Source organism: Streptomyces sp. NBC_00503 (assembly GCF_036346895.1).
Classification (GTDB): Bacteria; Actinomycetota; Actinomycetes; order Streptomycetales; family Streptomycetaceae; genus Streptomyces.
In genome coordinates, this window is record NZ_CP107855.1 from 5,658,897 (window position 1) to 5,680,974 (window position 22,078).

Sequence of the window (22,078 nt, forward strand, 5' to 3'; positions counted from 1 at the left end):
GTGGTTTTACTTACGTTTTCCTGATGGCCGCCGTCGCCCCGGCATCGGCCTTTTGTCGGCTTCTGCCCGCCACCCGTTGGAGGTACCCGTGCTGGGTCCCGTGATCCTCGCCGCCTCACGCAGCGACAAGATGCGCCGCATCGTCTCCGCCGCCCCGGTGACCAAGCCCGTGGTGAACCGGTTCATCCCCGGTGAGACGGTCGATCAGGTCATCCCGATCGTCGAGGACCTCACGGGCAAGGGACTGGAGGTGACCCTCGACGTCGTCGGCGAGGACATCACCGCCGTGGAGCAGTCGCACGCCGCCCGCGACGCCTACCTCCAGCTCATCGAGCAGCTCGCCCACCTGGGCCTCGGCGAGACCGTCGAGATGTCCGTGAAGCTGTCGATGTTCGGCCAGGCGCTGGAGGGTGGCCACGAGCTCGCCCTCGCCAACGTCCGCCCGGTCGTCGAGGCCGCCGCCGCCATCGGCACCACCGTCACCCTGGACGCCGAGGACCACACCACCCTCGACTCGATGTTCGCCATCCACGAGGAGCTGCGCCGCGACTTCCCGCAGACCGGCTGCGTGATCCAGGCGTACCTCTTCCGCACCGAGGCCGACGCCCGGCGCCTGGCCGCCGCGGGCAGCCGCGTACGGATCGTCAAGGGCGCCTACAAGGAGCCCGCCGAGGTCGCGTACCAGGACAAGGCCGAGATCGACAAGGCGTACGTCCGCATCATGAAGATCCTGATGGAGGGCGAGGGCTACCCGATGATCGGGTCCCACGACCCGCGCCTGATCGCCATCGGCCAGGAGCTCGCCCGCCAGGCGGGGCGCAAGCTCGACGAGTACGAGTTCCAGATGCTGTACGGCATCCGCGGCGAGGAGCACCTGCGGCTGGCCGCGGAGGGCCACCGGATGCGCGTCTACACGGCGTACGGGACGGACTGGTACGGCTACTTCATGCGGCGCCTCGCCGAGAAGCCGGCCAACCTGCTCTTCTTCCTCCGCTCGATGATCACCAAGAACTAGGCACCCCCGCCAGCTCAAGGCCCCTCCTCCTCCCCCCAGCTCAAGGAGTTACCAGCCCCATGGATGCTGTGACCCAGGTCCCCGCGCCGGTCAACGAGCCGGTCCACTCGTACGCCCCCGGCACCCCGGAGCGCGCGCGCCTCGAGACGCAGCTCAAGCAGCTGTCCGAGAACCCGATCGACCTCCCGATGACCATCAACGGCGTCAAGCGGATGGGCGGCGGCGAGCGCTTCGACGTCGTGCAGCCGCACGACCACAAGGCGGTCATCGGCACCTACGCGAACGCCACGCAGGCCGACGCCCAGGAAGCCGTCGACGCCGCCCTGGCCGCCGCCCCGGCCTGGCGCGCGATGTCCTTCGACGACCGCGCCGCGATCATCCTGCGCGCCGCCGAGCTGCTGTCCGGTCCGTGGCGCGAGAAGCTGGCCGCGTCCACCATGCTCGGCCAGTCCAAGACCGCGCAGCAGGCCGAGATCGACACCCCGTGCGAGCTCGTCGACTTCTGGCGCTTCAACGTCCACTTCGCCCGCCAGATCCTGGCCGAGCAGCCCGGCGCGAACTCCGCCGGCGTGTGGAACCGCAGCGACCACCGCCCGCTCGAGGGCTTCGTCTACGCGATCACCCCGTTCAACTTCACGGCCATCGCCGGCAACCTGCCGACCGCCCCCGCCCTGATGGGCAACGTGGTCGTCTGGAAGCCCTCCCCGACGCAGACCCACTCCGCGGTCCTCCTCATGGAGCTGCTGGAAGCGGCCGGCCTGCCCAAGGGCGTCATCAACCTGGTGACCGGCGACGGCATCGCCGTCTCCGACGTGGCGCTGACCCACCCGGAGCTCGCGGGCATCCACTTCACCGGTTCGACCAAGACCTTCCAGTACCTGTGGAAGACGGTCGGCACCAACATCGAGAAGTACAAGTCCTACCCGCGCCTCGTCGGCGAGACCGGCGGCAAGGACTTCGTCGTCGCGCACCCGTCCGCGGACCGCGCGATCCTCAAGACCGCCCTGACCCGCGGTTCCTTCGAGTACCAGGGCCAGAAGTGCTCGGCGTCCTCGCGCGCCTACGTCCCGGCCTCGATCTGGAACGACGGCTTCAAGGAGGCCTTCGCGGCCGAGGTCGACGGCATCACCATGGGTGACGTCCGCGACCTGACGAACTTCATCGGCGCGGTCATCGACGAGCGCTCCTTCGCGAAGAACAAGGCCGCCATCGACCGGGCCATCGCCGACCCGACCTGCGAGATCGTCGCGGGCGGCACGTACGACGACTCCAAGGGCTACTTCGTCCGCCCGACCGTCATCGCCTGCACCGACCCGTCGAACGAGGTCTTCACGACCGAGTACTTCGGCCCGATCCTGGCGATCCACGTCTACGAGGACGCCGAGTTCGACGCGATGCTGGAGCAGATGGAGTCCGTCTCGGCGTACGCCCTGACCGGCGCCGTCATCGCGCAGGACCGCTACGCGGCCGCCGACGCGATGGAGAAGCTCCGCTTCGCGGCGGGCAACTTCTACATCAACGACAAGTCGACCGGCGCCGTCGTCGGCCAGCAGCCCTTCGGCGGCGGCCGCGCCTCGGGCACCAACGACAAGGCGGGCGCGGCGACCAACCTGCAGCGCTGGACCTCGACCCGCTCCATCAAGGAGACCCTGGTCCCGCCGACCGAGTACGGCTACCCCCACATGGGCTGACCCCGGCCCCATCGAACCCCGCCCCCGCTCCGGTACCCCCAAGTCCGGAGCGGGGGCGGTTTCCATTTCCCGGCGGCCGCGGCCCTACGGGACGAGCACGACCTTGCCGAGGTTGCGGCGCTGCTCGATCAGGGCATGCGCCCGGGCCGCCTCGGCGAGGGGGATCTCCTCGTGCACGGCGGTGCGCAGGGTGCCCGCGTCGCGCAGCTCCCACAGCTCGCGCCGCCAGCGCTCGTACAGCGCGGGCTTGCCGGTGGCGATCGCCCGCATCTGGAAGCCGATCACCGAGGCGCCGCGGAGCAGGAGCTCGTACGCCTCGACCGTGCCGCCGCCCGAACCGAAGGCCACCAGCCGGCCGCCGGTGGCCAGCGCCCGGACGGCGGGGCCGAGCAGGTCTCCGCCGACGCCGTCGAGGATCACCTCGTACGGGCCTCCCCAGTCGGCGTCCCCGTACAGGACGACCTCGTCGGCGCCCAGGCCCCGTACGAACTCCGCCTTGTCGGCGCTGCTGACGGCGGCGGCGACGCGACCCGCCCCGCCGGCCCTGGCGAACTGCAGGGCGAGCGTCCCCACGGCGCTGGCGGCCGCCGTGACCAGGACCGACTCCCCGGGCCGCACGCCCGCGGCCTCGTGGACGCCGCGCGCCACCAGCCCGCTGCGGACCAGGGCGACCGCCTCCACGGCGCTCGCGCCGTCCGGGATCGGGGAGGCCATCGCGGTGTTCAGGACGGCGAACTCGGCGTAGGCGTCGGCGAAGCACAGTCCCGTGACGCGGTCGCCCACGGCGAAGGCGGTGACCCCCTCGCCGGTGGCGGCCACGCGCCCGGCGACCTCGCCGCCGAACGGCATCGGCTCGCTGCCCTCCCGGACCTTGCGGACGGTGGGCAGGGTCACCCCGATCGCCTCGGTCCGCAGGAGCACCTCACCGGGTCCCGGCTCGGGTACGGCGGCGTCCTCGGCGAAGAGGACTTCCGGGCCGCCGTTGACCTCGTAGCGGATGCGGAGCACGCGGGACCTCCCGTTGTCGATCTTGTACGACGTCCCACGGTAACTTCGCGCGGCAACCCCGCGACGCGGCGCCCTAGACCTCCACCAGGACCTGGTTCAGGGACTTGCGGACCAGGTCCGGGACCTCGCAGTCGTCCGACGGGTAGCCGACCGGGATGACCGCGAAGGCCTTCTCGTTCTCGGGGCGGTTCAGGACGTGGGAGAGGAAGCGCATCGGGCTCGGCGTGTGGATCAGGGCGGCCAGGCCCGCCAGGTGGAGCGCGGACAGGAGCATGCCGACCGCGATGCCGACCGACTCGTCCACGTAGTAGTGCTTGTGCTTCGTACCGTCCTCGCCGAGCCAGTAGCGCTGCTGGAAGACCACGATCAGGGCCGGGGCGTCCGTGAGGTGGGTCTTCACCGCGTCCGTGCCGATCGGGCGCAGGGCCGCGAGCCACTCGTCGCCGAGGCGGCCGTCGTAGGACAGCTGCTCCTCCTGCTCGGCGGCCGCCCGGATCTGCTCCCGTACGGCCGGGTCCTTGACCAGGACGAAGGTCCACGGCTGCTGGTGCGCCCCCGAGGGCGCCGTCGCGGCGCACGCGATGGCGTCCCGGACCACCTGCTCGGGCACCGGGTCGGGGGAGAAGTGCCGTACGGTCCTGCGCTCGTCCATCCGCGCCCGCAACTCGGCGGCGCGCGCGAGGGATTCCTGCGCCGGCATCCGCTCGGGCCGGTAGGGGGCGGAACGGTACGGCTGGCCGTGGATCGGGGTCCACTGCTGGGTATCGGGAGACATGGGGCGAGTCTGCCGAGGCAATGGTCCAGACCGCCATACCCGCGTCGGCCGAATCCGGCCGGTGGTCGATATTTGCTGTCCGCATAGCGGAGCCGGGTGGCGGGGGAGCCCGCTTGGTACGGTCCCGGGATGGGTGACTGGGACGCACGGGCCGTACGGGCGAGGCTGCGGCAGATGGCTTCGGAGGATCCGGGTGCCGCCCGCCACGGGGCCGCGAGCCACCGCTACGAGCTGGCCGCGCCGCTCTCCGAGGCGGAGATCCGAGCCTTCGAGGCGGAGCACCGGTGCAGGCTGCCTGCGGAGTACCGCTCGTTCCTCGCGACCGTGGGTGACGGTCCGGCCGGTCCCGCGTACGGGCTGATGCCGCTGACCACCCCGCACCCGGGGGCCGATGCGGACGGGGCCGCGCAGGGGGAGTGGGAGGACGACCGCCGGCCGGGCCGAATGGCGGCCCCCTGCCCTCTGCTGGAGCCGCGGCCCTTCGACGAGGGCCGGACCTTCGACCCGGACGAGGGACTGACGCTCGGCACGCTCGTACTCGCCGACCACGGCTGCGGGATGTACTCGCGGCTCGTCCTCAACGGACCTCTGGCCGGCCAGGTCTGGCACCTGGACCAGGACTTCGGCAGTTGCGTGCCGGAGAGCCCCGACTTCCGCGCGTGGTACACCGCCTGGCTGGAGGAGGCGCGATGAACGGCGGGCGGGACGTGTTCCTGCGGCACACCGCGCAGCTTTCCGAGGGGGAGCTGCGGCGGGTGCGGGAGTTGCTCGGCGGGGCCTTCGCGGGGGAGTTCGGGGACGAGGACTTCGAGCACGCGCTGGGCGGGATGCACGTGCTGGTGCACGAGGGCGGCGAGCTCGTCGCGCACGGGAGCGTCGTGCAGCGGCGGGTGCTGCATGCCGGGCGGGCGCTGCGCACCGGGTACGTCGAGGCCGTGGCGGTGCGGGGCGACCGGCGGCGGTGCGGGCTCGGCGGGGTGGTGATGGAGGCGGCCGAGGGGGTCGTCGGGCGGGCCTACGTGCTCGGGGCGCTCAGCGCTTCCGCCGACGGGGCCCGGCTGTACGCGGGCCGCGGCTGGCGGGTGTGGGGCGGGGAGATCGGGGTGCTCGGGCCCGGTGGGCCCGAGCGGCTGCCCGAGGAGGAGGGGTCGACGTACGTGTGGACGCCGCCCGGCGGTGGGGTGCTGCTCGATCCCACCACCGGGCCGCTGTGGTTCGACTGGCGCGACGGCGACGTTCTTTAGCTGCCGCTGATGCTCGGTGCGCCCGATTCGATGTGGCCCGTGTAGCGGCGCGACCAGGTGCCGTCGGAGTCGGCCAGGATCGTGAAGTCGTACCAGCCGTTGCTGTAGGCGACCGCGTTGAAGTAGTCCTCGCGGAAGGAGTTCGCCGGGACGGTGTACGTCCACGGGCCGTCCGTGCGGTAGGCGTTCGGGCGGATGGTGAAGGTGACCGGCGAGGCCGAGGTGTTGGTCATCTTGAAGTAGATCGCCGTCTTGCCCGTGCTCGGCTCCACCGCGAAGCGGGACGCGACCTCGATCGACTTGCCGGCCTTGGAGGCGTCGCCGATGAAGCGGCGCAGGAAGCGGTTCGGCCCGTACATCGAGATGTCGTACTTGCCGGAGCCGCTGCCGGAGCCGATGTTGAAGTAGTCCGTGGACGTGGCGCCGACGTCGACCGTGTACTGCCAGGCGGCCGTGTCCCGGTACTGGTGCGGGTGGATCGAGAAGTGCGCCGCCGACTTGGCTTCCGCGCCCGCGTTCGTCATCGAGAACCAGGCCAGGATCTTGCCGGAGGCCCCGAACTCGAAGCGGTCCAGGTTTCCGTTCACCTGGTACGGAAGGGCGCGCGCGGGCCGCGTCCCGGCCTCCTGCGCCGGCTGTGCGTTGTCCTGCGGCGCCGGGTTGGTGAGCGGGCCGCAGGTCGCCTGGCCGATGACCTTGGCCGTGGACGGGAGGCCCGCGGGGACCCCGTAGACCGGGTGCGCGAAGTCGAAGACGCCCGTCAGGTCGCCGGTGACCTTGCGGCGCCAGGCGCTGATGTTGGGGCACAGCGCCTGGGTGCCCAGGGCGGTCGTCCACGTCTCCATGAAGCGCAGTACCGAGGTGTGGTCGAAGACCTCGGAGCTCACCCAGCCGCCGCGGGTCCACGGGGACATCACGATCATCGGGACGCGGAAGCCGAGCCCGATCGGGACGCCGTCGATGTACTCGCCGACGGTGCCGGGCGGGGCGACCGGCGGCGGGACGTGGTCGAAGAAGCCGTCGTTCTCGTCGTAGTTGAGGAAGAGGACGGTGGAGTCGAAGACCTCGGGGTTCGCCGACAGGGCGCGGTAGACCAGGTCCACGAAGTGCGCGCCGTCGCCGGGCGGGGCGTACGGGTGTTCGGAGAAGGCCTCGTTCGCCACGACCCAGGAGACCTGGGGGAGGGTGCCGGCGACCACGTCCGCGCGGATGGCGGCGGCGATGTCGTCGGGGGTGGAGCCGGTGACCTTGGGGACGGAGCCCATGCCGCGGTCCCACAGGGGGTTGCCGGGCTTGGCGTCCGTGAACTTCTTGAAGTAGGCGAGCGCGTTGTCCCCGTAGTTGTCCTGGGCGTTCTGGTAGACCTTCCAGCTCATCCCGGCACGCTGGAGGGCCTCGGCGTACGTCTCCCAGGTCAGCCCGGACTCGTCGCCGCCGTCCTTGCTGCCGGAGTCGACCTTGCCGCTCCACAGGAAGGTGCGGTTGGGGCCGGTCGCGCTCAGGGTGGAGCAGAAGTAGGCGTCGCAGATGGTGTAGTTGTCGGCGAGGCCGTAGTGGAACGGTATGTCGCCGCGGTCGAGGTAGCCCAGGGTGCGGGTGTTGCCGACGCCGGTGACGAAGTTGTCCATGCGGCCCTTGTTCCAGGCCGCGTGCTGCGAGGTCCAGCTGTGCGGGAGGTCGCCGTTGCACTGGGCGAGGGTCTCGCCGTCCACCCCGCCCACCGCAGGGGTGTCGCTGAGCTTCCACGGGTACTGGCGGCCGCCCCAGTTGGGCTGGTTGAACGTGCCCCAGCCGCCCGGGATGTTGCCGGCGGCGCGGTCACTGAAGCCGCGGACACCCTTCAGCTTGCCGAAGTAGTGGTCGAAGCTGCGGTTCTCCTGCATCAGGATCACCACGTGCTTCACATCGGTGATCGTGCCGGACGCGGCGGCAGCGGCCGCCGACGTCGGCGCGATCGCGGGCAGGGCGGCCCCTGCCATCAGCCCGGCGCCGATTCCCACGAATCCTCTGCGGCTGATCGGTGTCACTGGCTACTCGCCTCCAACTCAAGTGCCCCGCTGGCACATTGACGGCAAGCGTGGCGGCACCCGGCTCAAAGGTCTACAGCCGTGCGGTAAGAACTCGGTGAACATCCGGGTGGCTGGAATCAGGCTTTGATGCGTACGAGCATCTTGCCCAGATTGTCCCCGCGGAACATGCCCAGGAAGGCGTCCACCGTGTGATCGAATCCCTGTACAACGGTGGTGTCGGTACCGATCCGGCCACTGCGCAGGTGCGGGACGAGGAGGTCCTCCAGCTCGTCCTGCAGATTGGTGTGATTTCGAACCAATACCCCTTCCAGGCGAAGCGACTTGTGTACGACCTCGAAGAGGTTTCGGGGCGCGGCGGGGGAGCGGTCGCCGTTGTACATCGAGATCCCGCCGGCCCAGGCGATCCGGCCGAACTCGCGCAGCACGTCGATCGCGCCCTCCAGGTGGTCGCCGCCCACGTTGTCCACGTAGACGTCGATGCCGCCGGGTGCCGCCTTCGCGAGCTGCTCGCCGACCGGCCCGTCGTGGTAGTCGAAGGCGGCGTCGAAGCCGAGGGTCCCGGTGAGGTGGCGGACCTTCGCCGCCGAGCCCGCGCTGCCGATGATCCGGCGGGCGCCGAGGAGCCGGGCGATGTGGCCGGTGGCCGTTCCGACCCCGCCGGCCGCGGCCGAGACGAAGAGGTCCTCGCCCTCGCGCAGGGCCGCGGTGCGGGTCAGGGCGGCGTAGGCGGTCAGGCCGGTGCCGCCGAGGATGGAGAGGTACGCCTCCAGCGGGACGCCCTCGTGGCCGCGCAGCTTGCGGGTGCCGCCGGTGCCCAGGGTGACGAGGGCGTGGGTGCGCCAGCCCTCGCGGTGGAAGACCAGGTCGCCCTCGGCGAGTCCGGGGTCGCGGGAGGCCAGGACCCGGCCCACCGAGCGGCCCTCCAGCGGGGTGCCGAGCTCGAAGCCGCCCTCGCCGCCGTCCATCAGCCCGCGGTGGTACGGGTCCACGGAGAGCAGCAGGTTCTCCACCAGGGCGGTACCGGGCCGCGGCTCGGGGACGGGGGTCCGGACGTAGGCGAAGTCCGAGGCGGCGGGGAAGCCGGACGGACGGGCGATCTGGTGGACGGCGTGAGCGGTGTTCGTGGTCATGGCGCCGACGCTAGGAGGGAATCACCGGGCCGGGCAGGGGGTTTGGCTCATGGAAGCCGCACACACATGAATGACGCTCATAGAACGAGGTGAGGGCCGCGTGGCCGAGCTCCTCCCGCAGGAACTGCGGGTCCTGGTCGCCGTCGCCGAGAGCGGCGGCTTCTCCACCGCGGCCGCCTCGCTCGGACTCACCCAGTCGGCCGTCTCGCACTCGGTGCGCGGCAGCGAGGCCAAGCTCGGCGCGGTGCTCTTCGAGCGCGGCCGGACCGGAGCCTCGCCCACCCCGGCGGGCCAGCGGGCCGTCGGCCACGCCCGCCGGATCCTGCGGCTCTACGAGGTCATGGGCGCGGAGGCGCGCGGCGCGGGCCGGGCCGCGCCGGACCGGGACGCCGTGGAGGGCGTGCTGCGGATCGCCGCGTTCCGCAGCGCGGCCCTGCACCTGCTGCCGCCCGTCCTGGGGCGGCTCACCGCCCTGCACCCCGGCATCCGCCCGGAGGTACGGGTGGTCCGCGAGATCGGCGCAGGGGCGGCCGGGGAGGTCGCCGCGGGCCGCGCGGACCTCGGCATCGCCACCCTGGGCGTGGCGCAGGGCCTACCGCCCGGCCTGCTGAGCGGGGTGCTCCTGGAGGAGGCGTACGCCCTGGTGCATCCGGCCGGGCATCCCGACCCGAGGGCGCTGCCGCTGATGGACTGGGACGAGAACTGCGGGTCCTACACGCGTGCCTGGTGGCTGGCGCAGGACTGGATCCCGCGGGCGACGGTCAAGGCGGAGGACGACGCGATGGTGCTGACCATGGTCGGCCGGGGGCTCGGCATGGCGATCATGCCCGAGCTGTCCCTCCGGGAGGCGACCGGAGCCGTCGATGTCACCGGTTTGGGCCCGGAGGGGCCGGTGAGACGCGTGGGGTACGTCACCACGCCGGAATCTGCCGCCACCCTCGCCGTAAGGGCTCTGATCAGGGAACTCCGTGCCGTGAACGGCTGAAATGGAGGCCCTGGAAGCGGCCTTCCGGGCGGTTCGTCGTCTCAGATACTAGGAAGTCCGAGTAATTGCGGGGACATACAGCGGGAGCTGCCCTAGCTTTGTAGAAGCCGAACGTCTCGCCGATCAGGCGAATGGCGGTCGAGAGCGCGCGCCCCATGGCAGGCAACCCCTGTCGCGCACCGCTCCCCGCCTCATCCGGCGCCTTGAAGGAACCCCTCATCCGTGGCCCCGCCACGCCGTGATCTCAAGGAGTCGATCACCATGACGCACACCTCCACCACCACTGCCCGCCGTGTCCGCCGCTCCGCAGCTGCGGACGCCGACCGCAAGAACGCCGCCGCCGCCCTGCAGCGGGCGCTGGACCGGCGCGACAACGGCGGCTCGACCGGCCACTGAGCACACCCCCCGGGCAGGCGCGGCCATGCCCGGCCCCGGACATATCGCGTCCACATAGTGGACGCGATATGTCTGAGGGATGGGACAAGGAGTACGGTTCCACCATGTCGACCAGCATCAATCTCGCAGTGATCCCCGGTGATGGCATCGGCCAGGAAGTCGTGGCTCAGGGCCTCAAGGTCCTTACCGCGGTCCTGCCCCAGGATGTGAAGCTGGAGACCAAGGAATACGACCTCGGCGCCCAGCGCTGGCACCGCACCGGTGAGACCCTCCCGGAAGCGGAGCTCGAAGCCCTCAAGCACCACGACGCGATCCTGCTGGGCGCCATCGGCGACCCCTCGGTCCCGTCCGGGGTCCTCGAGCGCGGTCTGCTGCTGAAGCTCCGCTTCGCCTTCGACCACTTCATCAACCTGCGCCCGTCGAAGCTCTTCCCCAACACGGCCACCCCGCTCGCCGGCCGTCCGGAGATCGACTTCGTCGTGGTCCGCGAGGGCACCGAAGGCCCGTACACCGGCAACGGCGGCAGCCTGCGCACCGGCACCCCGGCCGAGGTGGCCACCGAGGTCAGCATCAACACGGCCTACGGTGTCGAGCGCGTCGTCCGTGACGCGTACGAGCGGGCCAACGACCGGCCGCGCAAGAAGCTGACGCTGGTCCACAAGAACAACGTCCTCGTGTACGCGGGCCACATGTGGAAGAACATCTTCGACAAGGTCGGCCAGGAGTACCCCGAGGTCACCACCGACTACCTGCACGTCGACGCCGCGACGATCTTCTTCGTCACGCAGCCCGAGCGCTTCGACGTCATCGTCACGGACAACCTCTTCGGTGACATCCTCACCGACCTGGCCGCCGCCGTGACCGGCGGAATCGGCCTGGCCGCCTCCGGGAACATCAACCCGACCGGCGCCTTCCCGTCCATGTTCGAGCCCGTCCACGGCTCGGCCCCGGACATCGCCGGCACCGGCAAGGCGGACCCGACCGCGACGATCCTCTCGGTCGCCCTCCTCCTGCGCCACCTGGGCTACGAGGCCCAGGCCGTCCGCATCGAGGACGCGGTCTCCGCCGACCTCGCCGAGCGCGACGGCACCTTCCGCTCCACCGACGCGATCGGCGACGCCCTCGCCGCGCGAGTAGCCGGCTGACCCGGTAGCCCCACCTCAAGGAAGCCGCCGGGTCGCGACCACCGCACCCGGCGGCTTTTCCTGTGCGGCCCCGGGTGCCACCATCTCCCCTGGGCCGCAATCACCCCGTTTCACCGAAGCCTCCTCCCGCGCGATAATCGAACGCGAGGCCGCGGAATACGGGGAAGCTCGGACGTCCTAGTACGCCGTGAGCGCGGTCCGCCATACACAACCGGTGAAGGACAAGCACTCATGACGACGCCCACGATCGAGCTGAAGCCCTCCTCGAACCCCCTGTCCGCCGCGGAGCGCGAAGCGATCCTGGCGAACCCCGGATTCGGCCGCCACTTCACGGACCACATGGTCACGGTCAAGTGGACCGAGGGCCGCGGCTGGCACGACGCCGAGCTGGTCCCGTACGCGCCGCTGTCGATGGACCCGGCGAACATGACCCTGCACTACGCGCAGACCATCTTCGAGGGCCTCAAGGCGTACAAGCAGCCCGACGGCACCGTCGCCACCTTCCGTCCGCGGGCGAACGCCGAGCGCTTCCAGTCCTCCGCCCGCCGCATGGCGATGCCGGAGCTGCCGGCCGACCTGTTCATCGCCGCCTGCGACGCGCTCATCAAGCAGGACCGCGACTGGGTGCCGGACTCCGGCGAGGCCTCCCTGTACCTGCGGCCCTTCATGTTCGCCAGCGAGGTCGGCCTGGGCGTGCGCCCGGCCAACGAGTTCCTGTTCATCGTCATCGCCTCGCCCGCGGGCGCGTACTTCCCCGGCGGGGTCAAGCCCGTCTCCGTCTGGCTCTCCGAGGAGTACGTCCGCGCCGCCAAGGGCGGCACCGGCGCGGCCAAGACCGGCGGCAACTACGCGGCCTCCCTCGTCGCGCAGGCCCAGGCCGCCGCGCACGGCTGCGACCAGGTGGTCTGGCTCGACGCCGTCGAGCACCGCTGGATCGAGGAGATGGGCGGGATGAACCTGTACTTCGTCTACGCGGACGAGGACGGGACCCGGCGCATCGTCACCCCCGAGCTCACCGGCTCGCTCCTTCCGGGCATCACCCGCGACTCCCTCCTCACCATCGCCCGCGACCTGGGCTACACCGCCGAAGAGGGCCGGATCACCACCGAGGACTGGAAGCGCGACAACGAGAACGGCACCCTGACCGAGGTCTTCGCCTGCGGTACCGCCGCCGTTATCACCCCGGTCGGCTCGGTCAAGTCCGAGCGCGCCAACTGGACCCAGGGCAACGGCGAGCCCGGCGAGGTCACCATGAAGCTCCGCAAGGCGCTCCTGGACCTCCAGACCGGCCACGCCGCCGACACCCACGGCTGGATGCACCCGCTCGGCTAGCAGCCGCCCTCCCCGTACGCACGAAGGCCCGTACCCCCTGGATCGAGGGGTACGGGCCTTCGTGCGTACGGGGAGCCCTGCCGGGGATCCCGCGAGGTGTGCTGGGGTGGGACCGGCCGCTACGCGGCCACCGGCTCCTCCGAGGCGGTGGGGGCCCCGGCGGTGACGGGGGCCTTCTCGCCGGCGGTCAGGGCCGCGTAGACCAGGCCGCCGGCCAGGCCGGAGAGGACGAAGGAGCAGTCCACTCCGCCGGTCAGGGCCAGCAGCGGGCCCTCGTAGAACGGGGTGGTCACGGCGAGCAGGCCGACGCCCGCGCCGATGGCCCACGAGAGGGTGGCCTTGAGGTTCCAGCCGTTGCGGTACCAGTAGATCCCGCCCACCGAGCGGCGGTTGAAGACCTGGAGGGCGTCGGCGTCGTACTGCCCGCGGCAGCGGACGTAGCCGGTGAGGGTGATCACGGCCCACGGGGTGCCGATCGCGGTCAGCACCAGCACGAAGGAGGTCATCGCGGACTGGACGTTCCACTCGAAGGAACCGATGAACACGAAGGCGGTGGCGACGGCGGCGGCGATCACGGTGGCCTTGGTGCGGGTGGCCTTGGGGACGATCGCGTCGAGGTCGAGGCCCATGGAGTACAGCATCAGCCCGGCGTTGCCCACCGAGCCGGCCGCGGCGGCGACGAGCAGCGGGACCAGGTACCAGAGCGGCGAGGCGGCCACGAGCGGACCGGCGTAGTCCTCGGCGCCGGCGCGGGCGGCCAGCGCGGTGTAGGTGCCGAAGAGCTGCGGGATCAGCAGGCCGATCAGCAGGCCGAAGCCGGTGGCCCAGAGCACCTTGCGGGAGCTGTGCTTCGCGGGCGAGATGTAGCGGGTGTAGTCGCCGAGCAGGGTGATGAAGGCGACGGGCCCGCTGAGTCCGGCGGCGACGGCGGCGAGCAGCCAGGTCGGCCAGAAGGAGCCCAGCAGGTAGGTGTCCACGGGCGCGGCGGCGGTGAAGTCCGGGGCGTAGGCGTAGATGCCGATGGCCAGCAGGATCACCATGCCGATGGACAGCACCTTGCTCATGCGCAGCAGCAGCCGGTAGCCGAAGACGGCTCCGACGACGGTACACGCGGCGAGCACGCCGTACATCGCGGCCCGGGAGACGCCGGTGTCCGGCAGCCCGGTGAGCCGGGACAGCGCGCCGACCATGACGTCGCCGCCGATCCACAGGGTCAGGGCGGTGTAGCCGAGCGAGAGCAGCAGACCGACCACGGAGCCGACGAGCCGGCCGCGTACGCCGAACTGGGCTCCGCTGGAGGTGGAGAGGTTGGTCGCGGTGCGCAGGGACACGAGGGCCAGCGGCGCGGTGACGGCGATTCCGACGACGGTGCCGGTCACGATGGCGGTGAGCGACGGCCACAGACCCAGTCCGAAGGACGGGGGCAGCCAGCCGAAGACGATCACACCGAGGCAGAGATTGGAGCCGAGGAGGATCGAGATCAGGTCACGGGGACCGCTCGTTCGCTCCTCTTCCGGGATGGTGTCGACTCCGCGCTGTTCGATGGGCATGGGGGGACTCCCTTGGCAGGGCGGGGGGTGGCAAAGCATTGTTTGAGCGACACTCAATGTGACCTAAGGCCTGGTCCCAGGTCAATGCTTCATTGCGGAGAAATGAAGAGTTAGAGTGATGCTCTAACCCATCGACTCAAAGGGTGGTGGATCGGCGTGCGGCTGACCCCTACGGAGCGCGACCGGCTGCTGCTCCGCAGCGCTGCGGAACTGGCCAGGGCCCGACGGGCCCGCGGACTCAAACTCAACGTCCCGGAGGCGACCGCGCTCATCGCGGACACCGTCTGCGAGGCCGCGCGCGACGGCAAGCGGCTGGCGGAGGCCATCGAGGAGGCCCGCTCCGTGCTGGGCCCGGACGACGTCCTGCCCGGCGTCAGCGACGTGGTCACCGAGGTGCACGTGGAGGCCGTCTTCGACGACGGATCCCGCCTCGCCGTGGTCTCCTCCCCGATCCGGGGCGCCCTCGGACTGGGCGAGAACGCCCCCGGCGCGGTCGTGCCCGGCCCCGGCGCCCCCCAGCCGGAGCCCACCGTCCACCTCCACGTGCGCAACACCGCCTCCGTGCCGGTGAGCGTCACCTCCCACTTCCACTTCTTCGAGGCCAACCCGCGCCTCGACTTCGACCGCGCGGCGGCGTACGGCATGCGCCTGTGCGTACCGGCGGGCTCGTCCGTACGGTTCGACCCGCACGGCGAGGGCGACGTCGGCCTCGTCCCCATCGGCGGGGACCGCATCGCCATCGGCTTCGCCGGGCTGGTCGACGGACCGCTGGACGCGCCCGGCGCGAAGGCCGAAGCCCTGCGCCGCGCGGCGGCCTGCGGCTACCTCGGAACCGAGATCACTGAGATCACCGAGATCGCCGACGTCGCCGACGTCGCGGACGTCGCGGACGGAGACCAGGCGTGAGCAAGCAGACCCGGCACAGCGACCACTGCGCCCCCGGCAGCCGGCACATCGACCCGCACGAGTACGCCTCCGTCTTCGGCCCCCGCGCCGGGGACCGGGTCCGGCTCGGCGACTCCGGTCTGACCGTGCGCGTGGAGTCCGATTCCCAGAAGCCCGGGGACGAGTTCCTGGCCGGCTTCGGCAAGACCGCCCGAGACGGCCTGCACCTCAAGGCCGCCGCCGTCCGCGACACCTGCGACGTCGTGATCAGCAACGTCCTGGTCATCGACGCCGTCCTCGGCATCCGCAAGGTCTCCATCGGCATCCGGGAGGGCCGAATCCACGCGATCGGCCGGGCCGGAAACCCCGACACCCTCGACGGGGTGGACGTGGTCGTCGGCACGGGCACGTCGATCGTCTCCGGCGAGGGCATGATCGCCACCGCCGGCGCCGTCGACACCCACGTGCACCTGCTCTCCCCGCGCATCATGGAGGCCTCGCTCGCCGCGGGCGTCACCACGATCATCGGCCAGGAGTTCGGCCCGGTCTGGGGCGTGGGCGTCAACTCCCCGTGGGCGCTCAAGCACGCCTTCAACGCCTTCGACGCCTGGCCCGTCAACATCGGCTTCCTGGCCCGCGGTTCCTCCTCCGACCCGGCCCCGCTGATCGAGGCCCTGGCCGAGGGCGGAGCCTCCGGCTTCAAGGTCCACGAGGACATGGGCGCCCACACCCGCGCCCTGGACACCGCCCTGCGCGTCGCCGAGGAGTACGACGTACAGGTCGCCCTGCACAGCGACGGCCTCAACGAGTGCCTCTCCGTCGAGGACACCCTGCGCGTCCTGGACGGCCGCACCATCCACGCCTTCCACATCGAGGGCTGCGGCGGCGGACACGTCCCCAACGTCCTGAAGATGGCCGGCGTCCCCAACGTCATCGGCTCCTCCACCAACCCGACCCTGCCCTTCGGCCGGGACGCGGTCGCCGAGCACTACGGGATGATCGTCTCGGTCCACGACCTGAAGCCGGACCTGCCCGGCGACGCCGCCATGGCCCGCGACCGGATCCGCGCCGGAACCATGGGCGCCGAAGACGTCCTCCACGACCTGGGCGCCATCGGCATCACCTCCTCCGACGCCCAGGGCATGGGCCGCGCCGGAGAAACCATCCGGCGCACCTTCGCGATGGCCGCCAAGATGAAGGGCGAGCTGGGCCCGCTGGCCGGCGACGGCGAGGGCGACGACAACGCCCGCGTGCTGCGCTACATGGCGAAGCTGACCATCAACCCGGCCATCGCCCACGGCCTGGCCCACGAGATCGGCTCCATCGAGGTCGGCAAGCTCGCCGACATCGTGCTGTGGCGCCCGCAGTTCTTCGGCGCCAAGCCGCAGCTGGTCCTCAAGTCCGGCTTCCCGGCCTACGGGGTCACCGGCGACCCCAACGCCGCCACCGACACCTGTGAACCGCTGGTCCTCGGCCCGCAGTTCGGCTCGTACGGGGCCACCGCCGCCGACATCTCCGTCGCCTTCGTCTCGGCCGCCGCGGCGGCCCTGGGCAGCGACGAGATGCCGACCCGCCGCCGCCGCGTAGCCGTCCGCGGCACCCGCGGCATCGGCCCGGGGGACCTCCTCCTGAACTCCCGGGTGGGCGCGGTCGATGTGGACGCGCGCAGCGGCCTCGTCTCCCTCGACGGGGAACCGCTGCGCTCCGAAGCGGCCGATTCGGTCTCCCTCAACCGCCTGTACTTCTTGTAAGAGTCCAGCCTGTAAGCCGTTAGGACCCCTGCCATGACTGCACAGCCCGCACAGCCCGCGAACGACGGCTTCCGGATGCCCGCCGAGTGGATGCCCCACGAGCGCACCTGGATGGCCTGGCCCAGCCCCAACCCGACCTTCACCAACGAGACCGAGCTCGCCGAGGCCCGCCAGGCCTGGGGAGCCGTCGCCCGCGCGGTGCGCACCTACGAGCCCGTGACCCTCGTCGTGTCCCCCGGCGACGCCGACAGCGCCCGCGCGATCGTCGGAGACGATGTGGAGCTGGTCGAGCGCGAGCTCGACGACGCCTGGATGCGCGACATCGGCCCCACCTTCGTCACCAACGACGCCGGGGAGCTCGCCGCCGTCGACTGGACCTTCAACGGCTGGGGCGCACAGGAGTGGGCCCGCTGGGACCACGACTCGAAGATCGCCCGGCACGTGTCGGAGATCGTCGGGACCCGCACCTACAGCACCGCCCTGGTCAACGAGGGCGGCGCCATCCACGTGGACGGCGAGGGCACCGTCCTGCTCACCGACACCGTGCAGCTGGGCAAGGGCCGCAACGCCGACTGGACCCGCGAGCAGGTCGAGGCCGAGATCCACGCCCACCTGGGCACCACCAAGGCGATCTGGCTCCCGTACGGCCTGGCGGGCGACTACGGCACCTACGGCACCCAGGGCCACGTGGACATCGTCGCGGCCTTCGCCCGCCCCGGCGTGGTCATGGTCCACTCCCAGCCCGACCCGGCCCACCCGGACCACGAGCGCGGCAAGACCATCGCCACCATCCTGCGCGCGTCCACCGACGCCCAGGGGCGGCAGCTGGAGGTCGTGGAGATCCCGGCGCCGACCGTGCTGGAGGAGGACGGGGAGTGGGTCGACTACTCCTACATCAACCACTACCTCTGCAACGGCGGCGTGGTCCTGTGCGCCTTCGACGACCCGCGGGACGAGGAAGCGGCCGAGATCTTCCGCGGCCTCTTCCCCGAGCGGACCGTGACGCTCGTCGACGCACGTACGATTTTCGCCGGGGGTGGCGGTATCCACTGCATCACCCAGCAGCAGCCCAAGGTCTGACCCGTCCCGGCGACGGGACGGCGGACCGGACGGCGGACCCGAACGAGGAGTGGGCCATGGTGGCGGGTGAAGTACGTGCCGCGCGCAAGAACGCGCCGCCGCGCGAAGACGTACTGGTCGCCGCCATGGCCACCATCGCCGAACGCGGTCTGGACGGCCTGACCATGGCCGGCCTGGGCCGCGAGGTCGGCATGAGCAGCGGCCACCTCCTCTACTACTTCCGCACCAAGGACGAGCTCCTGCTCCAGACCCTGGAGTGGAGCGAGGCGGCCCTCGGCGCCGAGCGGCGCGCCCTGCTCTCCCGCCTCGGCCCGGTCCGCGAGCGCCTCCAGGCGTACGTGGACCTGTACGTGCCCCGGGAGGCCCGGGATCCGCACTGGACCCTGTGGCTGGAGGTCTGGAACCGCTCCCAGAACGCCGGACCGGGGGAGCGGGGCCGCCAGGCGGCCATCGAGGGCGCCTGGCACCGCGACCTGGTGGCGCTGCTCGCCGAGGGCATCTCGCGCGGGGAGTTCCGCCCGGTGGACCCGGACCGCTTCGGGGCCCGGCTGCGGGCCCTGCTCGACGGGTTCAGCATCCAGGTCGCCGTCGGCCTGCCGGGGATAGGGCGGGGCGACATCCTGGCCCACGTATCGGAATTCCTCGACGAGACGCTCGTATCGTGAGACGTTCGGCCATTCGCGTGGACGCATGTGCCACACTGCGAACGTGCCTGCTCAGCTCATGATTATGGACAGCAGCGCGCCGGTCCGCAGTGACCGCTGAACCGTGGAAGAACTTCGCGGAAGCGGCCATCGTGCCCCAGACCCGCGCGCAGACCTCTCGCACCCGCGAGAGGTTTTTTCGTTTTCCGGCCCCAACACGCCGGGAGCGGGCAGCGCGCGATGATGGGGGCAGTGGAGCCAGGGCATCCGGAACCACTCATCCGACAGGAGTCAGATCAGCATGACGACGACAGAGGCGACTGAGCCGACTGCCCCGAGCTCGGGCCCCGGCCCCGATGACGGCTTCCACGTCTTCGACACGACCCTGCGCGACGGCGCCCAGCGCGAGGGCATCAACCTCACGGTCGCGGACAAGCTGACGATCGCCCGGCACCTGGACGACTTCGGGGTGGGCTTCATCGAGGGCGGCTGGCCCGGTGCCAACCCGCGGGACACCGAGTTCTTCTCCCGTGCCCGCGCGGAGATCGACTTCAAGCACGCGCAGCTGGTGGCCTTCGGCGCGACCCGCAGGGCGGGCGGCTCGGCCGCCACCGACCCGCAGGTCCGCGCCCTGCTGGAGTCCGGCGCCCCGGTGATCGTGCTGGTGGCCAAGTCCCACGACCGGCACGTCGAGCTGGCCCTGCGCACCACCCTCGACGAGAACCTGGAGATGGTCCGCGACACCGTCTCGCACCTGGTCGCCCAGGGCCGCCGGGTCTTCGTCGACTGCGAGCACTTCTTCGACGGCTACCGGGCCAACGCCGAGTACGCCAAGTCCGTCGTGCGCACCGCGCACGAGGCCGGGGCCGACGTCGTCGTCCTGTGCGACACCAACGGCGGCATGCTGCCCGCGCAGATCACCGCGACCGTCGCCACCGTGCTCGCCGACACCGGCGCCCGCCTGGGCATCCACGCCCAGGACGACACCGGCTGCGCCGTCGCCAACACCCTGGCCGCCGTGGACGCGGGCGCCACCCACGTCCAGTGCACCGCGAACGGCTACGGCGAGCGGGTCGGCAACGCCAACCTCTTCCCGGTGGTCGCCGCGCTGGAGATCAAGTACGGCCGCACCGTCCTCCCGGCCGGCGCGCTGGCGGAGATGACCCGCATCTCGCACGCCATCGCGGAGGTCGTCAACCTCACCCCCTCCACCCACCAGCCCTACGTCGGCGTCTCCGCCTTCGCGCACAAGGCGGGCCTGCACGCCTCGGCGATCAAGGTCGACCCGGACCTGTACCAGCACATCGACCCCGAGCGGGTCGGCAACACCATGCGGATGCTGGTCTCCGACATGGCCGGCCGGGCCTCCATCGAGCTCAAGGGCAAGGAGCTCGGCGTCGACCTCGGCGGGGACCGCGCGCTGATCTCCCGGGTCGTGGAGCGGGTCAAGGAGCGTGAGCTCCAGGGCTACACCTACGAGGCCGCCGACGCCTCCTTCGAGCTGCTGCTGCGCGCCGAGGCGGAGGGCCGGGCGCGCAAGTACTTCCGGATCGAGTCCTGGCGGGCCATCGTCGAGGACCGCCCCGACGGCACGCACGCCAACGAGGCCACGGTGAAGCTGTGGGCCAAGGGCGAGCGGATCGTCGCGACGGCGGAGGGCAACGGACCCGTCAACGCCCTGGACCGGGCGCTGCGGGTCGCCCTCGAACGCTTCTACCCCCAGCTGGCGAAGTTCGAGCTGATCGACTACAAGGTCCGCATCCTGGAGGGCAAGCACGGCACGGAGTCCACGACCCGCGTGCTGGTCACCACGACGGACGGCTCCCGCGAGTGGAACACGGTCGGGGTGGCCCCGAACGTGATCGCAGCCTCCTGGCAGGCCCTGGAAGACGCCTTCACCTACGGCCTCCTGCACGCGGGCGTCGAGCCGGCGGAGTAGTGCCGACCTGCCCCACCGGGACTTCGGACCGGTGGGGCAGGAGGTCGGTGGCCCTTATGTCCTGCTCACACAGGATTACGCCCGTTCCGGTAGCGTCTTGGCTATGAGGACCAGGCTTATTTCCGTACTCTCCGGTCTACTGCTGGCCCTGTCCGCGACCGCGCTGGTGGTCGCCCCGCAGGCGTCGGCGGACACCGGGACCACCACCGTGGCCGAGGCCCTCAAGAAGGGGCCGGTCTACGTCGATCCCCGGGCCGAGGCGCAGCTTTCGCCCGCGCAGGCGGACGCGCTCGCGAAGAAGATCAAGGACGCCGGGAAGCCGGTCTTCGTGGCCGTGCTGCCGGCCGGCGCGGAGTTCCCCGCCGACAGCGTGCTGCGCACGATCCGTACCGAGACCGGGATCACCGGGCTCTACGCGATCCGGCTCGGCGAGGGGTTCAACGCGGGCGCGGACAAGGCCGTCATGCCGAACAACGCCGTCCGCAACCTGGTCGACGCCGTGAAGGCGGGCGGACCGGTCGACGCGAACACCGAGCTCAACAACTTCGTCGACCAGGCCCTGAGCCAGGCCAAGGGCAAGGCCCCGGCCTCCTGGGGCGGCGCGAGCGCCGACGGAGGGTCCCCGGCCGGCGCCCTGATCGGCCTCGGCGCGGTGGCCGCGGTCGGCGGCGGCGGTGCGTACCTGCTGGTCAAGCGCAACCGCAAGAAGAAGGAAGAGATCCGCCGCGAGGCCATCGCCCGGCTCAGTGTGGTCGTGGACGAGGACATCACGGCCTTCGGCGAGGAGCTCGACCGCCTGGACTTCCACCCCGGCGAGCCCGGCGCCGACGACGCGATGCGCGGGGACTACGAGCAGGGCCTGGACTCGTACGAGAAGGCCAAGCAGATCATGGCTTCGGTGCAGTACCCCGAAGAGGTCAAGGGGGTCACCCAGGCGCTGGAGGACGGCCGCTACGCCCTGGCCCGCCTCGACGCGCGCCGGCAGGGCAAGCCGCTGCCCGAGCGCCGCGCCCCCTGCTTCTTCGACCCGCGCCACGGGCCGAGCGCCGAGGACGCCACGTGGGCCCCGGCGGGCGGCGCCGCCCGCACGGTCCCGGTCTGCACGGCGGACGCGGTGCGGCTGCGCGACGGTCAGGACCCGGCGGTCCGTACCGTCGACACCGAGCACGGGCCGCGCCCCTACTACGACGCCGGCCCGGCGTACGGTCCCTGGGCCGGCGGCTACTTCGGCGGCGGCATGCTGCCCGGTCTGCTGATGGGCACGATGCTCGGTTCGATGATGTCCAGTCCGGCCTACGCCTCCGACTTCGGCGGCGGCAACGGATTTGACGGCGGCGGCTTCGGCGGCGGCGACGTCTCCGGGGCCGACTTCAACCCGTCCGACTTCGGCGGCGGGGACTTCGGCGGCGGAGGGGGCTTCGACGGGGGCGGCGGCTTCGGAGGGGGCGACTTCTGAGTCGCCCCGGTTCCGGCCTCGG

The 22,078-nt window shown here is 71.4% G+C and carries 19 protein-coding genes; 14 read left to right on the forward strand and 5 right to left on the reverse strand.

Annotated features, from left to right (window positions below; translation table 11 throughout):
* Window positions 1-88: 88 nt before the first annotated feature.
* On the forward strand, window positions 89-1,015 hold the full coding sequence (locus OG490_RS26275) for a proline dehydrogenase family protein (protein ID WP_330298737.1): 927 nt from the start codon (window positions 89-91) through the stop codon (window positions 1,013-1,015).
* 59 nt (window positions 1,016-1,074) lie between these two features.
* Entirely contained in the window at window positions 1,075-2,706 is a 1,632-nt protein-coding gene (pruA, locus tag OG490_RS26280; protein ID WP_330298738.1) for an L-glutamate gamma-semialdehyde dehydrogenase, read from the forward strand.
* Window positions 2,707-2,790: 84 nt separating this feature from the next.
* On the opposite strand, the gene OG490_RS26285 is transcribed toward pruA, so the two are convergent.
* Together OG490_RS26285 and OG490_RS26290 are read right to left on the reverse strand one after the other, a co-directional pair.
* The gene (locus tag OG490_RS26285) at window positions 2,791-3,714 is read right to left on the reverse strand and encodes a quinone oxidoreductase family protein (protein WP_330298739.1); all 924 of its coding nucleotides are present in this window, start codon (window positions 3,712-3,714) and stop codon (window positions 2,791-2,793) included.
* Between the two features lie 73 nt (window positions 3,715-3,787).
* Window positions 3,788-4,489, reverse strand: coding sequence for a nitroreductase family protein (locus tag OG490_RS26290; protein WP_330298740.1), 702 nt, complete (start codon window positions 4,487-4,489; stop codon window positions 3,788-3,790).
* 129 nt (window positions 4,490-4,618) lie between these two features.
* Here OG490_RS26290 and OG490_RS26295 point away from each other — a divergent pair, with 129 nt between their 5' ends.
* The gene (locus tag OG490_RS26295) at window positions 4,619-5,182 is read left to right on the forward strand and encodes an SMI1/KNR4 family protein (protein WP_330298741.1); all 564 of its coding nucleotides are present in this window, start codon (window positions 4,619-4,621) and stop codon (window positions 5,180-5,182) included.
* Window positions 5,179-5,733, forward strand: a complete 555-nt coding sequence (locus OG490_RS26300; protein WP_330298742.1) for a GNAT family N-acetyltransferase — start codon at window positions 5,179-5,181, stop codon at window positions 5,731-5,733. The genes OG490_RS26295 and OG490_RS26300 overlap by 4 nt, the downstream gene beginning before the upstream one ends.
* Here OG490_RS26300 and OG490_RS26305 read toward each other — a convergent pair.
* Together OG490_RS26305 and OG490_RS26310 are read right to left on the reverse strand one after the other, a co-directional pair.
* Window positions 5,730-7,760, reverse strand: coding sequence for a phosphocholine-specific phospholipase C (locus tag OG490_RS26305; protein WP_330298743.1), 2,031 nt, complete (start codon window positions 7,758-7,760; stop codon window positions 5,730-5,732). The two genes, OG490_RS26300 and OG490_RS26305, sit on opposite strands and share 4 nt — an antisense overlap.
* A 119-nt stretch (window positions 7,761-7,879) precedes the next feature.
* Window positions 7,880-8,893: an NADP-dependent oxidoreductase gene (locus OG490_RS26310; RefSeq protein WP_330298744.1), complete on the reverse strand. Its 1,014-nt coding sequence runs from the start codon at window positions 8,891-8,893 to the stop codon at window positions 7,880-7,882.
* Between the two features lie 100 nt (window positions 8,894-8,993).
* Here OG490_RS26310 and OG490_RS26315 point away from each other — a divergent pair, with 100 nt between their 5' ends.
* The 4 genes from OG490_RS26315 (at window position 8,994) to OG490_RS26330 (ending at window position 12,751) form a co-directional block, all read left to right on the forward strand.
* Window positions 8,994-9,878 (forward strand): LysR family transcriptional regulator, encoded by an 885-nt coding sequence (locus OG490_RS26315; protein WP_330298745.1) that lies wholly within the window; start codon window positions 8,994-8,996, stop codon window positions 9,876-9,878.
* 261 nt (window positions 9,879-10,139) lie between these two features.
* The gene (locus OG490_RS26320) at window positions 10,140-10,274 is read left to right on the forward strand and encodes a hypothetical protein (RefSeq protein WP_330298746.1); all 135 of its coding nucleotides are present in this window, start codon (window positions 10,140-10,142) and stop codon (window positions 10,272-10,274) included.
* A 104-nt stretch (window positions 10,275-10,378) separates the two neighbouring features.
* On the forward strand, window positions 10,379-11,419 hold the full coding sequence (locus OG490_RS26325; protein ID WP_330298747.1) for a 3-isopropylmalate dehydrogenase: 1,041 nt from the start codon (window positions 10,379-10,381) through the stop codon (window positions 11,417-11,419).
* A 231-nt stretch (window positions 11,420-11,650) separates the two neighbouring features.
* Window positions 11,651-12,751: a branched-chain amino acid aminotransferase gene (locus OG490_RS26330; RefSeq protein WP_330298748.1), complete on the forward strand. Its 1,101-nt coding sequence runs from the start codon at window positions 11,651-11,653 to the stop codon at window positions 12,749-12,751.
* A gap of 119 nt (window positions 12,752-12,870) precedes the next feature.
* Here the strand turns inward: OG490_RS26330 and OG490_RS26335 are convergent, their stop codons facing one another.
* Entirely contained in the window at window positions 12,871-14,301 is a 1,431-nt protein-coding gene (locus OG490_RS26335) for a cytosine permease (RefSeq protein WP_330298749.1), read from the reverse strand.
* A 156-nt stretch (window positions 14,302-14,457) separates the two neighbouring features.
* On the opposite strand from OG490_RS26335, the gene ureA reads away from it, so the two are divergent.
* From ureA to OG490_RS26365, 6 genes are all read left to right on the forward strand, one after another.
* Window positions 14,458-15,207, forward strand: coding sequence for an urease subunit gamma (gene ureA, locus OG490_RS26340; protein WP_330298750.1), 750 nt, complete (start codon window positions 14,458-14,460; stop codon window positions 15,205-15,207).
* A gap of 47 nt (window positions 15,208-15,254) precedes the next feature.
* On the forward strand, window positions 15,255-16,937 hold the full coding sequence (locus OG490_RS26345; RefSeq protein ID WP_330301076.1) for an urease subunit alpha: 1,683 nt from the start codon (window positions 15,255-15,257) through the stop codon (window positions 16,935-16,937).
* A 33-nt stretch (window positions 16,938-16,970) separates the two neighbouring features.
* The gene (locus OG490_RS26350; protein ID WP_330298751.1) at window positions 16,971-18,017 is read left to right on the forward strand and encodes an agmatine deiminase family protein; all 1,047 of its coding nucleotides are present in this window, start codon (window positions 16,971-16,973) and stop codon (window positions 18,015-18,017) included.
* Between the two features lie 56 nt (window positions 18,018-18,073).
* Window positions 18,074-18,682 carry a TetR/AcrR family transcriptional regulator gene (locus OG490_RS26355; protein ID WP_330298752.1) on the forward strand — a complete coding sequence of 203 codons (609 nt, stop codon included), beginning with the start codon at window positions 18,074-18,076 and terminating at the stop codon, window positions 18,680-18,682.
* Window positions 18,683-18,962: 280 nt separating this feature from the next.
* Window positions 18,963-20,600, forward strand: coding sequence for a citramalate synthase (gene cimA, locus OG490_RS26360; RefSeq protein WP_330298753.1), 1,638 nt, complete (start codon window positions 18,963-18,965; stop codon window positions 20,598-20,600).
* A 103-nt stretch (window positions 20,601-20,703) separates the two neighbouring features.
* Entirely contained in the window at window positions 20,704-22,056 is a 1,353-nt protein-coding gene (locus tag OG490_RS26365) for a hypothetical protein (RefSeq protein WP_330298754.1), read from the forward strand.
* Window positions 22,057-22,078 lie beyond the last annotated feature (22 nt).

Coding starts and splice junctions, on each gene's coding strand:
- OG490_RS26320 (WP_330298746.1), top strand. CDS start 10,140: ATGACGCACACCTCCACCACCACTGCCCGCCGTGTCCGCCGCTCCGCA.
- OG490_RS26350 (WP_330298751.1), top strand. CDS start 16,971: ATGACTGCACAGCCCGCACAGCCCGCGAACGACGGCTTCCGGATGCCC.
- OG490_RS26300 (WP_330298742.1), top strand. CDS start 5,179: ATGAACGGCGGGCGGGACGTGTTCCTGCGGCACACCGCGCAGCTTTCC.
- OG490_RS26355 (WP_330298752.1), top strand. CDS start 18,074: ATGGTGGCGGGTGAAGTACGTGCCGCGCGCAAGAACGCGCCGCCGCGC.
- OG490_RS26325 (WP_330298747.1), top strand. CDS start 10,379: ATGTCGACCAGCATCAATCTCGCAGTGATCCCCGGTGATGGCATCGGC.
- pruA (WP_330298738.1), top strand. CDS start 1,075: ATGGATGCTGTGACCCAGGTCCCCGCGCCGGTCAACGAGCCGGTCCAC.
- cimA (WP_330298753.1), top strand. CDS start 18,963: ATGACGACGACAGAGGCGACTGAGCCGACTGCCCCGAGCTCGGGCCCC.
- OG490_RS26295 (WP_330298741.1), top strand. CDS start 4,619: ATGGGTGACTGGGACGCACGGGCCGTACGGGCGAGGCTGCGGCAGATG.
- OG490_RS26310 (WP_330298744.1), bottom strand. CDS start 8,893: ATGACCACGAACACCGCTCACGCCGTCCACCAGATCGCCCGTCCGTCC.
- OG490_RS26365 (WP_330298754.1), top strand. CDS start 20,704: ATGAGGACCAGGCTTATTTCCGTACTCTCCGGTCTACTGCTGGCCCTG.
- OG490_RS26330 (WP_330298748.1), top strand. CDS start 11,651: ATGACGACGCCCACGATCGAGCTGAAGCCCTCCTCGAACCCCCTGTCC.
- OG490_RS26290 (WP_330298740.1), bottom strand. CDS start 4,489: ATGTCTCCCGATACCCAGCAGTGGACCCCGATCCACGGCCAGCCGTAC.
- OG490_RS26335 (WP_330298749.1), bottom strand. CDS start 14,301: ATGCCCATCGAACAGCGCGGAGTCGACACCATCCCGGAAGAGGAGCGA.